This window comes from Comamonas sp. FG99 (assembly GCF_057808605.1).
On sequence record NZ_JBMDII010000008.1, the window covers coordinates 1 to 15,277 of the forward strand.

Genomic DNA, 15,277 nt, shown 5'->3' on the forward strand with positions numbered 1-15,277 from the left:
CCCCGCCCCCCCCCCCCTCGGCCAGCTTCAGCCAATCGTCCACCTGCAGCCGAGCCAGGCGCAGGCGCGCCGCGACTCCCTGGGCCGGCAGTGGCAGCGCAGGGCCCTCGCCCACCCGGATCGCGCCCTGCAGCACCTGCCCGGCGCCCGCCTGCGCGCCGCCCTGGCCGGCCGCCAGCACATAGGCAACCGCGCCGTGCGCGCCCAGATCCAGCTCGATGCGCTCGCGCTGCCCGGTCTCGCCCTCGCTGCGCTGCACGAAGCGCAGCGGCCAGGCTTCGGCCGCGGGCTTGGCCAGCGGCGCGGGCAGCCGCCAGGCCAGGCCCTGCATGTCGCTGTTCACCTGGATCTGCGCACGGCCGTGCGCCACCCCCAGCTGCAGCTCGTAGCGGGCCTGGCCGTCGGCCCACTGCGCCAGCTGCGTCAGCGGCGCCAGCTGCGGCGTCTGCCGCAGGCCCTGGGCGGTGGCCAGGCCGGTGGCGCGCAGATCCAGCCTGTCGGCCGGCGGCCTGGATACATCCATGCCGCCGCTGAGCAGCACTTCGCCGCCCATCGCCTGCCCTTTCAGGTTCTGCAGCGCAAAGCCTTTTTCCGAGAAGCGCACCGCGCCGCTGACCGCCGCCACCGCCGGCGCATCCGGATGGAAATGGATGTCGTTGCCGGCCAGCTGCACCGTGCCATCGACCTTGGCGTCGTGCATGCGGTGCACCGGCAGGTCCAGGCGCAGCTGCAGCTGGGCGTTGCCGGTGGCAACCGTCTGCGCCATGGCATCCTCGGTGAGCGCCGCGATCTCCGAGCGCTTGACCGTGGCCAGCATGTCGGGCAGCGGCCCGCGCGCCTGGGCCGAGACGATCACCCGCGTGTCCTCCAGATCGGCGATGCGCGCCTGGGTCTGCTCCACGCGGATCTTGTCGTTGCCGTCCAGGATGCCGCGGGCATTCTTCACCTCCATCGAGGCCCCCTCGAACAGCAGCTCGCCCGAGAGCTGGGACAGCGCCGGCCAGGGCTTTTCGCCTGGCAGGAGCAGCGCTGCCGGCACATAGGCGTAGTGCACGCCCTGCACCTGCGCCGCAATGCGGAACCCCCCCGAGCCGGGCTTGCGAAACGGCATGTCGTGCAGGTCGCCCTTGAGCTGGAAGCGCACCGCGCTGGCGTCGCCGGCGCTGATGGCATCGCGCACATAGTGGCGCGCATCGGCCGGGATGGTGAGTGGCAGGTAGCGGTGCACCCGGTTGCCCTTGGCGCGGCTGAGCTGGCCGGACAGGTCGAGCACGCCCGGAAAGCGCGAGCCGCTGGACGAGCGCTTCTCGTCCGCGGTATGCCAGGCAAAGCGCGCCTGGCCCGCCGCATCGGCGTTGGCGAAGCTGAGCTTGTCCGATTCGAGCCGGATGGCATCGCCCGCCACCGTCCAGCGCAGCTCGCCATCGAGCTGGTCGAGCGGCAGCACCGCCTCTTCGAACACCGTGGGCAGGTACAGCGCCCCGGCCGCGCCGCCCGAGCCCATGCGCAGCCGCGCCTGCCCACCGGCCGCCGAGGCTTCTAGCGTGGCATCGAGCCCCTGCAGGCCCCACTGTGCAGGCGTTGGCGTGGAGCTTGGCGCCGACGGCGCGGGCCTGGCCCTGGCATGGCCCGCGCCCATGCCCATGGCGAGCTGCGCGACCTCGGCCTTGGCGCGCCAGTCCTGCGGCGCATCCATGTCGCCGCGCCAGTGCGCCGCCGCCTGCCGCACGGTGCCCGAGGGGGTGTAGTCCGCCAGCCAGCGCCGCAGCGCGGCCGGCAGCGGCAGGCCGCGGGCCAGCGCGCTCACCGCGGCGATGTCGATGCCGCTCAGCTGCACATCGGTCTCGCTGGGCAGCTTGCCCTGCGTATCCTGGGCATAGGCATGCTCCACCTGCAGCCGCCCGCCCGGCCAGTGGCGGCCATCGCCCATCTCCAGCGCCAGGTGTTCGGTGAAGAAGCGAAAGCCCTGGTCGCTGGTCTGCCCGCCCAGCCGCCCCTGCACCGAGCGCAGCGCCAGCGGCTCCTGCGGCAGCCAGGCTGCCTGCGACTTGGCATCCACGCAGGCCTCGACGGCGGCGGCATCCGGCCGGCTGCCTTTCTGCGCGCCCCGGGCACCCGGCTGGCCTGCGCCGCCTGCACCGCCACAGGACTTCTTCAGTATCTGCTGCGTGGGCCACTGGGCCAGCACGTCGCGCAGCGCCAGGTCGACCGTGCCGTCCTTGAGCTGCGCCTGGGCGATGTCGAGCCAGATGCGGGCCGAGCCCTGGCCCTGCTTGAGCGGCACCCATTCGGACAGGTAGGGCGCCATGCCGGCCGCATCGAGCCGCGTGGCCTCGGCAAAGAGCTGGCCCGACCAGCGCCGCACATCGCCGCCATGCAGCGCCAGCAGCGGCTGGCGAAAGCGCCCGCGCAGCACCATCTGCTCGCCCCAGGCCGCAGGCGGCGTGACGGAGACCTGCCATTCATGGCGCAGGCCGCTGTTGCGCAGCAGCAGCTGCAGCTGGCTGAAATCCACCGGCGGCAGCTGGCGCTGCGCGTCGGTCCAGGTGAGCTGCCCGCCCTCGATCACGATCTCGCGCTGGCGGAACAGCCAGTCGGCGGCGGCGCTGCCGCCGCCATCGGGGGCGGCAACCAGCGGTATGCCCGCCACGCGGATGCCGCCGTCGGCCTCGCGCCGCAGCTGCAGCCGGGGGGCGCTGATCGCGATCTGCTCGGCGCGCAGCGCCAGCAGCGAGCGCACCGACAGCGCGATCTGCACCCGGTCGAGCTGCAGGCCGGGATCGCCCTCGGGCCCCAGGCTCACCCCATGCGCCTGCAGCAGCGGCACCAGGCCGTTGCTGCTGCTGGCCTCGAGCCGCGCGATGCGCACCGGCACCTGCAGCGCCGCGGACAGCCGAGATTCCACACCCGGGCGAAAGTCATTGATACGGGGCACAATGCCCCAATGCAGCACCGCCACCAATGCCGCCAGAATCACGGCCCCTGCCGCCAACAGGCGCAGGGCCCAGGGCATCAGCCAGGCCAAAAGCTTGAGCGGGCGGGGCAGATGCACAGTCGATTCGAGCCTACAGCGTAAAAACAAAAAGATTATGACCCGCGGCCCCGGCGGAAGTTTGCCATCGGCCCTGGTGCAAATGTGACGATTTGAATGATGACCGGATCCAACGATACCACCCTGGCCGAACATTCCCGCTTCTTCCAGCGCCTGCATCGCCGCTATGAGGACCAGTTCGCGCTGCTGCCGCCCGGCGAGCCCAGCCGCGCCAGCATGCAGCAGACGCTGCAGGCGCTGCTGCAAAAGGGCCAGCCGCTGCCGGCGGCGCTGCGCATCCTGCGCCAGCTGGTGATGGAGCGGCTGATCCGCCTGGACTGCGACGCACAGGCGCCGCTGGCCGCCATCACCCGCGGCGTGACCGAGCTGGGCGAGCTGGCGCTGTCGGCCGCCTGCGACGCCGCCCGCGCCGAGCTGGACCAGCGCCACGGCGCACCGCAGGACGCGGATGGCCAGCCGGTGCAGCTGTGGGTCGTCGGCATGGGCAAGTTCGGCGCGCGCGAGCTCAATGTCTCCAGCGACATCGACCTGATCTACGTCTACGAGCACGACGGCGAGACCGCCGGCCTGCCCGACGGGCGCGGCCGCATCTCCAACCATGAGTACTTCTCGCGCGCGGTCAAGCTCATCTACCAGCTGATCGGCGAGACCACCGAGCACGGCTTCGTGTTCCGGGTCGACCTGATGCTGCGGCCCAACGGCAGCTCGGGCCCGGCCGCGATCTCGCTGCCGGCGCTGGAGGAGTACCTGCAGATCCACGGCCGCGAATGGGAGCGCTTTGCCTGGCTCAAGAGCCGCGTGGTCGCGCCGCGCGACTGCATCGCGCAGCCGCAGGTGCAGGCGCTGCGCGGCGTGGTGCTGCCCTTCGTGTTCCGCCGCTACCTGGACTACAGCGTGTTCGACTCGCTGCGCTCGCTGCACCGGCAGATCCGCGAGCATGCCTCCAAGCGCAGCGCCGGCCACCCGGAGCGCGCCAACGACGTCAAGCTCTCGCGCGGCGGCATCCGCGAGGTCGAGTTCACGGTGCAGCTGCTGCAGGTGGTGCGCGGCGGACAGTTCCCCGAGCTGCGCTGCCGCCCCACGCTGGAGGCGCTGGAGCGCCTCGCCCGCGCCAACCTGATGCCGCAGGACACCGCCCAGGCGCTGGCCGAGGCCTATACCTTCCTGCGCCGCGTGGAGCACCGCATCCAGTACCTGGACGACCAGCAGACCCATGTGCTGCCCACGCGCGACGACGACCTGCGCTGGATGGCGCAGACGCTGGGCTATGCCGACTGCTGCGCCTTCCTGCACCAGCTCGACGCCCACCGCGAATTCGTGGCCCAGGAGTTCGACAAGCTGCTGGGCGGCAAGCCCGGCTGCAAGCATGGCCAGTGCGGCGGCCCCAAGGCCAGCGCGGCCGCGGCGCCCGATTTCGACGGCGTGCTCAGCCGCCTGCCCGAGGCGGTGCGCGAACGCGTGCTGCAGTGGCAGAGCAACCCGCGCTTTTCCTACCTGAGCGAGTCGGGCCGCAACCGGCTGATCCTGCTGGTGCAGCGCACCGGCCAATGGCTGGAGCAGGGGCAGGTGAGCGAGATCGCCGCGCTGCGCCTGGCCGACTGGATGGAGCCGCTGTTGCGCCGCGAAAGCTATCTGGCGCTGCTGCTGGAGCGCCCGGCGGTGCACGAGAAGCTGCTGCACCTGCTGGGCGCCGCCAAATGGCCGGCGCGCTACATGCTGCAGCACCCCGGCGTGATCGACGAGCTGGCCAGCGACGCGCTGATGCACGAGCGCTTCAGCGCCGCGGATTTCGAGACCGAGCTGGAGCGCCGCCGCGAATCGCTGCAATCCACCGGCGAGGACGATGACGAGAACCTGCTGAACCTGCTGCGCCGCGCCCACCATGCCGAGACCTTCCGCACGCTGGCGCGCGACGTGGAGCGGCAGATCAGCGTCGAGCAGGTGGCCGACGACCTCTCGGCGCTGGCCGACGCGGTGCTGCGCATCACCTCGCGCTGGTGCTGGCAGCGGCTGAAGAGCCGCCACCGTGAAGAGCCGCAGTTCGCCATCATCGGCTATGGCAAGCTCGGCGGCAAGGAGCTGGGCTACGGCAGCGACCTGGATATCGTCTTCGTGTTCGACGACGAAGACGAGCGCGCGCCCGAGGCCTACTCCGCCTTCGTGCGCAAGCTCATCAGCTGGCTCACCGTCAAGACCGGCGAGGGCGACCTGTTCGAGATCGATACCGCGCTGCGGCCCAATGGCAATTCGGGCCTGCTGATCACCAGCTTCGAGTCGTATGCCAACTACCAGCAGCAGCGCGGCAGCAACACCGCCTGGACCTGGGAGCACCAGGCGATGACGCGGGCCCGCTGCGTGCTCGGCGCGCCGGGGCTGGCGCAGCGCTTTGACACCGTGCGCGAGGCGGTGATCACCGCGCCGCGCGATGCCGCCGCGCTCAAGAGCGAGATCGTCGCCATGCGCGAGCGCGTGCGCGCCGGCCACCCCATCGCCGCCGGGCGCTTCGATGTGAAGCACAGCGTGGGCGGCATGATGGATGCCGAATTCGCGGTGCAGTACCTGGTGCTGCTGCACTCCGGCCAGCACCCGGAGCTGATCGCCAACCTGGGCAATATCGCGCTGCTGCAGCGCGCCGAAGGCGCCGGCCTGCTGCCCGCGGGCATGGGCCACGCCGCCGCCGACGCCTACCGCGAACTGCGCCGGGTGCAGCACATGGCCCGGCTCAACGAAATGCCCACCCAGGTGCCCAATACCGAGCTGCTGGCGCAGCAGCAGGCCATCCAGGCGCTATGGAAACAGGTGTTCGGGCAAGCATAGGCGCAGGAGTTGCCTTGTGGCACAATACTCTCAATAACTCACAAATCCAAAAATTCGTAGCATGCGACACTTGTAGAGCAAGCCATTCCAGCCAGCACCACGGCCAGATTTTACAATTCTTCATAGTGCAGGCGGTGGAACTTTCGAGAAATGGACCTACTCTACTCGCAACGAATGCATGGCTTTGAAGGATTTTGAAGGAACCGAAACCGCCGCATTGCCGAATCAGTTTATTGCTGCGAAGCCTTTCACTGCGTGACTGCAAGCCTGAAGTGCTTCTCCTCCCTCCCTCTCTATCATTCGCTTCGGGACGCTTCGCAGCATTTTTCCACCCCAGACCCAGCCTTGCGCTGGGTTTTCTTTTGCCGGCAGCGCTCCGGGGCGGGCGTGGGCGCAGCGGCCCGCGCTCAGTCCGGACGGGTGGAGGCGAAGCTCGGCCGCTCTTGCAGCCGGTGCAGCAGCTGCTCCAGGTTGGGATAGGGGCTGCGCCAGTCGAGCTCGGGAAAGCGGAAGTCCAGCCAAGCCAGGGTGCAGCCCACCGCCAGGTCGGCCAGGCTGATGTGGATGCCATTGCCCACGCAGTACGGCTTCTTGCCCAGGCCGTTACCCATGAACTCCAGCCCGGCGCGGATCTTGCCGGTCTGCCGCTCTATCCATGCCGGGCTGCGCTGCTCGGGCGCGCGGCCGTCGAAGGTGTTCTCCAGGCGCACCAGCACCGCGGCATCGAGCACGCCGTCGGCCAGCGCCTCCCAGGTCTTGACCTCGGCGCGCTCGCGGCCCACGCCGGGAATCAGCCTGCCCACGGGCGACAAGGTGTCGAGGTATTCGACGATCACGCGCGAATCGAACAGCGCCTCGCCGTCGTCCAGCACCAGGCAGGGCACCTGGCCCAGCGGATTGACCTGGCCGACCCGGGCATCGGCCGACCATACGTTGTCCAGCACCATCTGGTAGTCGAGTTTCTTTTCCGCCATCACCACGCGCACCTTGCGCACATAAGGGCTGGCCTTGCTTCCAATCAGTTTCATGATCTGGGGGCTGGATCGTAGGGCTTGGCAGTCGCTGCTCCAAAGGCGACGGCCTGGATGACGATTCTACCGATGGATGGCCGTGCGCCTGCGTCAACCTGGGGTCAGCACCTACAATAGCGGGCCATGAGCCTCACGTCCCTTACCGCCCTTTCCCCGCTGGACGGCCGATATGCCGCCAAACTCGCCGATCTGCGCCCCATCATGAGCGAATTTGGCTACATGCATCGCCGCGTGCAGGTGGAGATCACCTGGTTCATCGCGCTGTCCGATGCCGGTTTCGCCGAGTTCCCGCCGCTCTCCGAAGGCGCTCGCAGCTACCTGCAAGGGCTGGTGAGCCATTTCTCGGAGGCCGACGCCCAGGCCATCAAGGACATCGAGAAGACCACCAACCACGACGTGAAGGCGGTGGAGTACTGGATCAAAGCCAAGTTCGACGCCCGCCCCGAGCTGCTCAAGGCCGCCGAGTTCGTGCACTTCGCCTGCACCAGCGAGGACATCAACAACACCAGCCATGCGCTGCAGATCCGCGCCGGGCGCGACCAGGTCGTGCTGCCGGGGCTGGACCGCATCAGCCTCAAGCTGCGCGAGATGGCGCACCAGTACGCCGCCGTGCCCATGCTCAGCCGCACCCACGGCCAGACCGCCAGCCCCACCACCGTGGGCAAGGAGGTGGCCAACGTGATCGCCCGCCTGCAGGGCGCGATGGACCGCATCGCCGGCGTGAAGATCCTGGCCAAGATGAACGGCGCGGTGGGCAACTACAACGCCCACCTGTCCGCCTGGCCCGAGTTCGACTGGGAGGCGTTCAGCCAGCGCGTGGTCGAGACCCATGAGCCCGCGGGCCTGGGCCTGGGCTTTCAGCCCTACTCCATCCAGATCGAGCCGCACGACTACATGGCCGAGCTGTTCGACGCGGTGGCCCGCGCCAACACCATCCTGATCGACCTGTCGCGCGATATCTGGGGCTATGTGAGCCTGGGCTACTTCAAGCAGCGGCTGAAGGCCGGCGAGATCGGCTCGTCCACCATGCCGCACAAGGTCAACCCCATCGACTTCGAGAACGCCGAGGGCAACCTGGGCCTGGCCAACGCGCTGCTGCGCCACCTGGCCGAGAAGCTGCCGCTCAGCCGCTGGCAGCGCGACCTGACCGACTCCACCGTGCTGCGCAACATCGGTGTGGCGCTGGGCTACGCCGCGCTGGCCTACCACTCGCTGATGACCGGCCTGAACAAGCTCGAACTCAACGAAGAGCGTCTGGCCGAAGACCTGGACCACGCCTGGGAAGTGCTGGCCGAGCCGATCCAGACGGTGATGCGCCGCTACGGTGTCTCCGGCGCCTACGAAAAGCTCAAGGAAGTCACCCGCGGCAAGAGCGTGCGCGCCGAAGACCTGCACCGCCTGATCCAGAGCCTGGAGATCCCCCAGGCCGACAAGGAGCGCCTGCTCGCCATGACACCCGCGAGCTACACCGGCAAGGCCGCCGAGCTGGCCCGCCGCATATAAAAGCATAGCTGCCAGCGCTTGCTGGCAAACAACCCTAGATATAAAGAGCTGCCAAAACAAGCAATGGCTTGCGCGGGCAGCTCTTGTTTTTGAGAACACCGCATGGCGCTCAAGTCCACCATCTTCAAGGCGAACCTCGCGATCGCCGACATCGACCACGGCTACTACGCCGACCACGCGCTCACGCTGGCGCGCCACCCCAGCGAAACCGACGAGCGCATGATGGTGCGGCTGGTGGCGCTGGCCTTCAACGCCCACCAGCTCAGCGACATGTGCAACGGCGACGGCACGCTGGCCTTTGGCGCCGGCCTGTCCGACCCGGACGACCCGGACGTCTCGCTCACCGACTTCACCGGCGCCAAGCGCCTGTGGATCGAGGTGGGCCAGCCCGAGGAAAAGCCGCTGGCCAAGGCCTGCGGCAAGGCCGACAGCGTGGTGGCCTATGCCTTCCACCATGCGGCCGAGGTCTGGTGGAAAGGGCTGGAGAACAAGGTCAGCCGGCTGGACAAGCTGCAGGTCTGGCGCATTCCCGCCGAAACCTCGCAGGCCCTGGCGCAGCTGGCCGAGCGCAGCATGCAGCTGCAGGCCACGGTGCAGGACGGCGCGCTGCTGCTCAGCAGCACCCGGGGCGACGTGCACATCGAGCCCCTGCGCTGGAAGTGACTACCGGCCCAGCTCCCGCGCCCGCTCCGCATAGCGGTTGAAGCGCCAGGCCGTGCCTGATTCGGTGATGCGCCGCCACACCATGCGCTTTTGCACCGGCGTGTAGGCCAGCCAGTGCTGCACCTCCTCGAAGCTGCGCCCGCAGCCCTTGCAGTCGGCGTCCCCCTGGCTGGTGGAGCAGATCGCGATGCAGGGCGTATCGGGCGTGGTCTCGTACCAGGCCAGCCAGGCCCACATGGCCTCATCCGGCATCCCGGACTCGGGCCAGGCATCGAGCCGCAGATGGACCATGCGGGCATACACCTCGGCCAGCGCGCCGACCTCGGGCGCCAGCGCCAGGCCCGCGCCGGTGGGCGCGCGCGCGCGCCAGTGGTTGATGGCGGCCTCGATATCGGTGATGTGGATGCTGGGCATGGCGAAGCCCTTGATCATAACCACGCCGCCATGCCAGCCCTGGAACACCTAGGGGTTTTTACCAGCGGCCAAACGCCCGTTGTGTGTTCCAATCCTGACTTGCGAAGGGGAGTAGTTCTCGCTTGGCAGCGCCAGCCACCTGGCTCCGCCAAGATGTCATGGGTCGTCAATCCGTAGCCTTGATGGCTTCCGGCCCATGAAGTCCGCCGCCCGGCGAGCTGAACAAGACCTTCGAAAACCCGTTGTGCTGAATGCAGGGTCTTTCGAAGCCGCTCCTCCACGGCCTGTTTGCTATGCGATACAGGCGTGTCCGCAGCCTCCACAGCCCCTCGTCCAGCCCTGCATACATAGCATTGGTTTCGAGGTGTTTCGATGGACCTGGATTTCTTGACGCATGCCCCCTTCTGGATCGCACTGGGGCAGATCATCATCATTGACATTCTGCTCGGCGGCGACAACGCGGTCGTGATTGCGCTGGCCTGCCGCAGGCTGCCGCCAGACCTGCGCAAGCGCGGCATCATCTACGGCACCGCGGGCGCCATCGTGCTGCGCATCATCCTGATCGCATTCGCCATGTACCTGCTGGCGCTGCCCTTCCTCAAGTTCGTCGGCGCCATCTTGCTGATCTGGATCGGCGTCAAGCTGCTGGTGCCCGAGGAAGACGGCCACGGCAACATCGAGGGCAGCGAGAAGCTGCTGGCGGCGATCAAGACCATCATCGTCGCCGACCTGGTGATGAGCGTGGACAACGTGATCGCCATCGCCGGCGCCGCGCAGACCGCCGGCCAGGACCACCAGATGCTGCTCGTGGTGCTGGGCCTGCTGATCAGCATCCCGATCATCGTCTGGGGCAGCCAGCTGGTCATCAAGCTGATGGAGCGCTACCCCCTCGTCATCACCGCCGGCGGCATGCTGCTGGGCTGGATCGCGGGCGGCATGCTGGTGACCGACCCGGTCTTCGCCAACCCCGACAAGTGGACCTGGATGTTCAAGCTCGACCAGAGCAAGGCCCTGCACTACGGCGCGGCGATCGCCGGTGCGCTGCTGGTGCTGGCCCTGGGCAAATTCGCCGCTGCGCGCAAGGCCCGGGAACTCCCGGCCGGCGGCGGCGCCTAAGGCTACTGGGGAAAACCGGTTCGACCCGAATGGGCCGAACCGTTATCCTCTCTACACCCCGCTCCAGGATTGGACCCATGCAAGTAAAAATTGTCTTCGTCGACGACTCGGCCCACGCCCTCCAGCACTGGAGCGCGCTGCCCGCGCAAGCAGACACCCACTGGGTCCTGGTGGCCTGCGCCCCCAAGATCACCCGGCGCGCCAGTCGCTGGGGCAACCGCAGCACGCTGGACAAATGGCGCAACAAATGGGCCAAGAACCTGTTCGATGACCTGCTCGGCCGCAGCCAGCACCTGCAGCGCGGCCGCGTCACCACCCAGGTGGCCGAGGCCGCGCTGCAGCAGATCGTCATGCAGCTGCATGCCGACTACCCCGATGCCGAGCTGCTCGACTGGCGCCGCCCCAAGGCGATCTCGGCCCCGCCGGACGCCACGCCCCAGGGTGGGGGCCGCCTGGCCTCCGCCCTGGCAGGCCTGTTCGGCCTGTGCCTGACGCTGGGCTGGGATGGCTAGGGCCTGTTCACACCAATACGGGGTCGCGCAAGCCCGACAGGGCTGTCAATGCTAGGCACGCGACGCCGTGCGTGTGCCCACCCACACAAGGAGCGCAACGACGCAGTGGCGGCCCTGCCGCACTTGCCCGAAGGGTTGCCGTCTGCTGCGTTGCTGCCCCTCCCAAGAGGACTCAACGCGATCCCCGTGCTTTGTGTGAACAGGCCCTAGAATGGCTCGCATCACCAACCAAGATTGACTGCGCTGGCACCCTGGCGCAGTCTCGCTGCACCATGAACCTGCTCATCAAATGGCTGCTTTCCGCGGTGGCGCTGCTGTGCGTTGCTTACCTGTACAACGGCGTCGAAGTGCACAGCTTTGGCGCGGCGCTGCTGGCCGCGCTGGTCATCGGCCTGTGCAATGCCATCGTGCGGCCGGTGCTGGTGGTGCTGACGCTGCCGGTCACGCTGATCACGCTCGGGCTGTTCCTGTTCGTCATCAACGCGCTGATGTTCTGGGCCGCCGCCTCGCTGCTGGGCAGCGGCTTCCAGGTGCACGGCTTCTGGGCCGCGCTGATCGGCTCCATCCTGTACTCGCTGATCTCGCTGGTGATCGAATCACTTCTCGGCCGCCTGCTCCTTCGCCAGTAGCTGCATCTCGCGCAGCCGCGTGTCGATGATCGAGGCCTCGAAATAGTCCCCCGGCCCGCCCTTGCGGGCCAGATCCTGCCCGGCCTTGAGCCGGTCCACCGCCGCCGCGTAGTCGTACTGCGCGGCCCGGGCCTCGGCATCGGCGCGTATCGCGCGCAGCGGCTGGCCCTGCAATTGCCACAGCGCCGCGAGCGCCTGCCAGGCCGGCGCATCGCGCTGCTGCGTGGCGGTGATGGTCTGCAGCCCGCTGGTCAGCGACTTGAGCAGCGCCTCGTGCTGCGCCGCAGCGCCAGGCCCGATCCGCACCAGTGCCTGGGTGGCCAGCAGCCAGTCGGTGCGGCGCTGGCCGCCGCCTGCGGCCGGAGCCGAAGCGGCCGCCGCAGCCGTCGGCGCCCTGGGATCGGTGTCGGAGATCGACAGCGACTGGTCCGCCCCGCGTGAAATCACCGCGGAAGACACCGTGCCGGTCATCGCGTTTTCCACCGCCGTCACCTGCACCCCCGCCACGGCCGGGCTGGCCGCATCGGCCTGCACCATGGACTCCAGCGCCTGCAGCGCGTTGGCCGGCTGGCCGGCGGCCAATGCAATATCGGCCTGCAGCAGCTGCACCTGGCGCAGCGCCGCCGGCTGCGCCTGCACCAGCGGCTGCAGCCGCGCCCAGCTGGCCTGGGCCTGCAGGTGCTGCCCCAGCTGGCTGTAGGACAGCGTGGCCGCATACAGCTCGGCTGCCTGCTGGGCCGGTGGCTTGCCGGCAAAGCCGATCGAGCCCGGCAGGGCCGTCCATTGCCGCAGCACATCCGGCCCGGGACGCGAGAGCACGCGCGCCCGCGCGCCCATCATCTGCGCCACCATGCCGATGTCCTGCCCCTGCATCGTCGCCCGCACGCCCGGCGGCAGGCGCGACTGCATGTCGGCGATGCGCTGCGTGGTCAGCGGGTGGCTGCGCAGGTAGGGCCAGCTGCCGTTGTCATTGATGCGGTTGGCCTGCTCCAGCTTCTGGAACATGGTCACGAAGCCACTGGGCGCGAAGCCGCCGGGCTGCATCAGGCCGAAGCCGGTGCGGTCGGCCTCGCGCTCCATGTCGCGCGAGAAATTGAGCTGCGACTGCACCACCGCCGCCGAGCCGCCAATGGCCAGCGCCTGCGCGGCGGCCGGATTCCTGCTGGCCGCCAGCGCGCCCAGGATCATGCTGCCGATCATCAGCGGCGTCATGCGCTTTTCCTGCGCGATCATGCGCGCGATATGGCGCTGGGTGATGTGGCTGAGCTCGTGCGCCAGCACCGAGGCCAGCTCGTCGCGGCTGCCCACCACGCCGATCAGCCCGGTCTGCACTCCCATGAAGCCGCCGGGCAGCGCAAACGCATTCACCGTCGGGTCGCGGATCAGCAGCACCTGCCAGGCAAAGCGCTCGGCCTGCTCCTCGCCCAGGTTGCCGCGCTGCTTGGCCGCCGCCACCAGGTGCTGCCAGACGCCGTTGACATACTCGTACAGGATCGGATCGTCGATATAGTCCGGATCGCGGTAGATCTGCTGCATGATGCGGTTGCCCAGGCGGCGCTCGTCGCTGGTCGTCATCTCCGCCCCCTCGCCCATGGCCGGCAGATTGGCCTGCGCATGCGCGGGCCACACGCCAACCGCCGCACACGCTCCTAGAAAGAGAGCTGCAAGTGATTTCTGCAATTGGGTTTGATGGCGCTTTTTCATCATATCCATAAGAATCGGGATGCTCCCTTATGATGCACCGCACCGGCAACAGTTTCGCAGTGGATACACATGAACACCCTTACCCATTTTGATGCCCAGGGCCAGGCCCACATGGTCGACATCGGCGCCAAGGCCGCCACCCACCGCATTGCCGTCGCCCAGGGCCGCATCGAGATGCAGCGTACCACCCTGGACATCATCGCCGGCGGCTCCGCCAAGAAAGGCGATGTGCTCGGCATTGCCCGCGTCGCCGGCATCATGGCCGCCAAGAAGACGAGCGAGCTCATTCCACTGTGCCATCCGCTGGCGCTCAGCAAGGTGTCGGTCGAGTTCGAACTGCTGCCCGAAGCCTGTGCCGTGCAATGCACCGTGCGCACCGAAACCACCGGCCAGACCGGCGTGGAAATGGAGGCGCTGACCGCAGTGCAGGTCGCGCTGCTCACCATCTACGACATGTGCAAGGCGGTCGACAAGGCGATGGCGATGACCGGCGTGCGGCTGCTGGAGAAGCACGGCGGGAAGTCGGGGAGCTTTGTGGCGGAATGAGCAGGCCTTGAACCCAGCTTGAGCGCCCGGGACGGCCGCTCAGCCTCGCCCCGATAGCAAAGTCCTCGCGGGCACAAAGCCCTGATACGGCCTCTGCTCACGCCATTCTCACCATCTGCTTTGCAACAAACTCACAAAAATATACGCTTTCATTCGAGTTTGCTCGCATAATTCGCTCGCTCTAACACTACCTCACCGAGAGTGGGCGACACATGCATGTGCTTGTGACCGGAGGGGCTGGCTATATCGGCTCGCACACCAGCCTGCATCTCCTGGAAAACGGGATCGACGTCAGCGTCATCGACAATTTCTGCAATAGCTCGCCCCAGGCGCTGCGGCGCGTGCAGGAGCTTGCCGGCCGCAAGCTGCGCGTGATCGAGGGCGATGTGCGTGATGCGGCTGCGCTTGACGGCGCTTTTTCCGGGCCGGCCCCCATCGATGCGGTACTGCATTTCGCCGGCTTGAAAGCCGTGGGTGAATCGACTGCCGCGCCCATGCGCTATTACGACAACAACCTGGGGGGCACGCTCAGCCTCATCCAGGCCATGCAGCGGGCCCAGGTGCATACCTTGGTGTTTTCCTCCACCGCCACCGTCTATGGCGATCCGGTGCCAGAGCACCTGCCGCTAACGGAAGCCGCCCCTTGCGGCCACACCCGCAGCCCCTACGCCACCAGCAAATGGATAGTGGAGCGCTGCCTGGCCGACCTGCATGCAGCCCACCCCCACTGGCGCATAGCCCGCCTGCGCTACTTCAATCCGGTGGGCGCCCACTCCAGCGGCCGCATCGGAGAGGACCCGCGCGGCACACCGAACAACCTGATGCCCTTCGTCAGCCAGGTGGCATGTGGCGCCCGCCCCATGCTGTCGATTTTCGGCGGGGACTACCCCACGCATGATGGCACCGGTGTACGCGACTACATCCACGTCATGGACCTTGCCGCAGGCCATGCGGCCACGCTGCAATACCTGGCACGCAAAGACAATGGCGAACTGCTCACGCTGAACCTTGGCACCGGGCAGGGCCACTCGGTGCTGGATGTGGTGCGCAGCTTCGAAGCCGCCAGCGGCCGGGCCGTGCCCTACCAGATCGTGGCCCGCCGCGCCGGCGACGTGCCGGCCTACTACGCCGACGCCACCCTGGCCAGGAAATTGCTTGCATGGCAAGCCACCCGCACCCTGCAAGACATGTGCGCAGACACCTGGCGTTGGCAATCAGCCAACCCCTGGGGCTATGCGCAGTGAACATGTCCAGCAGCTCCGCGCCCGCGCCAAACCGACCCTTGCCTCG

Annotated in this window: 12 protein-coding genes; 8 read left to right on the forward strand and 4 right to left on the reverse strand. The window is 68.1% G+C overall.

The window, feature by feature from the left end; genetic code table 11:
• Positions 1 to 3,052: YhdP family phospholipid transporter (locus ACODRX_RS07205; protein ID WP_488870559.1), on the reverse strand; the 3,052-nt coding region annotated here is incomplete at its 3' end.
• A gap of 96 nt (positions 3,053 to 3,148) precedes the next feature.
• On the opposite strand from ACODRX_RS07205, the gene glnE reads away from it, so the two are divergent.
• The gene (gene glnE / locus ACODRX_RS07210) at positions 3,149 to 5,869 is read left to right on the forward strand and encodes a bifunctional [glutamate--ammonia ligase]-adenylyl-L-tyrosine phosphorylase/[glutamate--ammonia-ligase] adenylyltransferase (protein WP_488870560.1); all 2,721 of its coding nucleotides are present in this window, start codon (positions 3,149 to 3,151) and stop codon (positions 5,867 to 5,869) included.
• 407 nt (positions 5,870 to 6,276) lie between these two features.
• On the opposite strand, the gene ACODRX_RS07215 is transcribed toward glnE, so the two are convergent.
• Entirely contained in the window at positions 6,277 to 6,897 is a 621-nt protein-coding gene (locus ACODRX_RS07215) for a glutathione S-transferase family protein (protein ID WP_488870561.1), read from the reverse strand.
• A 126-nt stretch (positions 6,898 to 7,023) separates the two neighbouring features.
• Here ACODRX_RS07215 and purB point away from each other — a divergent pair, with 126 nt between their 5' ends.
• Together purB and ACODRX_RS07225 are read left to right on the forward strand one after the other, a co-directional pair.
• Positions 7,024 to 8,403 (forward strand): adenylosuccinate lyase, encoded by a 1,380-nt coding sequence (purB, locus tag ACODRX_RS07220; RefSeq protein ID WP_488870562.1) that lies wholly within the window; start codon positions 7,024 to 7,026, stop codon positions 8,401 to 8,403.
• A gap of 102 nt (positions 8,404 to 8,505) precedes the next feature.
• Positions 8,506 to 9,066, forward strand: a complete 561-nt coding sequence (locus tag ACODRX_RS07225) for a YaeQ family protein (protein ID WP_488870563.1) — start codon at positions 8,506 to 8,508, stop codon at positions 9,064 to 9,066.
• On the opposite strand, the gene ACODRX_RS07230 is transcribed toward ACODRX_RS07225, so the two are convergent.
• A complete protein-coding gene (locus ACODRX_RS07230) occupies positions 9,067 to 9,480 on the reverse strand; it encodes a DUF3717 domain-containing protein (RefSeq protein WP_488870743.1) in 414 nt (137 codons plus the stop codon). It lies immediately after the preceding gene.
• Between the two features lie 372 nt (positions 9,481 to 9,852).
• Here ACODRX_RS07230 and ACODRX_RS07235 point away from each other — a divergent pair, with 372 nt between their 5' ends.
• The 3 genes from ACODRX_RS07235 (at position 9,853) to ACODRX_RS07245 (ending at position 11,737) form a co-directional block, all read left to right on the forward strand.
• The gene (locus ACODRX_RS07235; RefSeq protein WP_488870564.1) at positions 9,853 to 10,596 is read left to right on the forward strand and encodes a TerC family protein; all 744 of its coding nucleotides are present in this window, start codon (positions 9,853 to 9,855) and stop codon (positions 10,594 to 10,596) included.
• A 77-nt stretch (positions 10,597 to 10,673) separates the two neighbouring features.
• Positions 10,674 to 11,108, forward strand: a complete 435-nt coding sequence (locus ACODRX_RS07240; protein ID WP_488870566.1) for a hypothetical protein — start codon at positions 10,674 to 10,676, stop codon at positions 11,106 to 11,108.
• Positions 11,109 to 11,380: 272 nt separating this feature from the next.
• The gene (locus ACODRX_RS07245; RefSeq protein ID WP_488870568.1) at positions 11,381 to 11,737 is read left to right on the forward strand and encodes a phage holin family protein; all 357 of its coding nucleotides are present in this window, start codon (positions 11,381 to 11,383) and stop codon (positions 11,735 to 11,737) included.
• Here ACODRX_RS07245 and ACODRX_RS07250 read toward each other — a convergent pair.
• Complete coding sequence (locus ACODRX_RS07250) at positions 11,705 to 13,444, reverse strand: M48 family metalloprotease (protein WP_488870745.1); 1,740 nt, start codon at positions 13,442 to 13,444, stop codon at positions 11,705 to 11,707. The genes ACODRX_RS07245 and ACODRX_RS07250 overlap by 33 nt on opposite strands.
• Positions 13,445 to 13,510: 66 nt before the next feature.
• Here ACODRX_RS07250 and moaC point away from each other — a divergent pair, with 66 nt between their 5' ends.
• A complete protein-coding gene (gene moaC, locus ACODRX_RS07255) occupies positions 13,511 to 13,987 on the forward strand; it encodes a cyclic pyranopterin monophosphate synthase MoaC (RefSeq protein ID WP_488870570.1) in 477 nt (158 codons plus the stop codon).
• A gap of 212 nt (positions 13,988 to 14,199) precedes the next feature.
• Positions 14,200 to 15,231 carry a UDP-glucose 4-epimerase GalE gene (gene galE, locus ACODRX_RS07260; protein WP_488870572.1) on the forward strand — a complete coding sequence of 344 codons (1,032 nt, stop codon included), beginning with the start codon at positions 14,200 to 14,202 and terminating at the stop codon, positions 15,229 to 15,231.
• Positions 15,232 to 15,277: the final 46 nt, after the last annotated feature.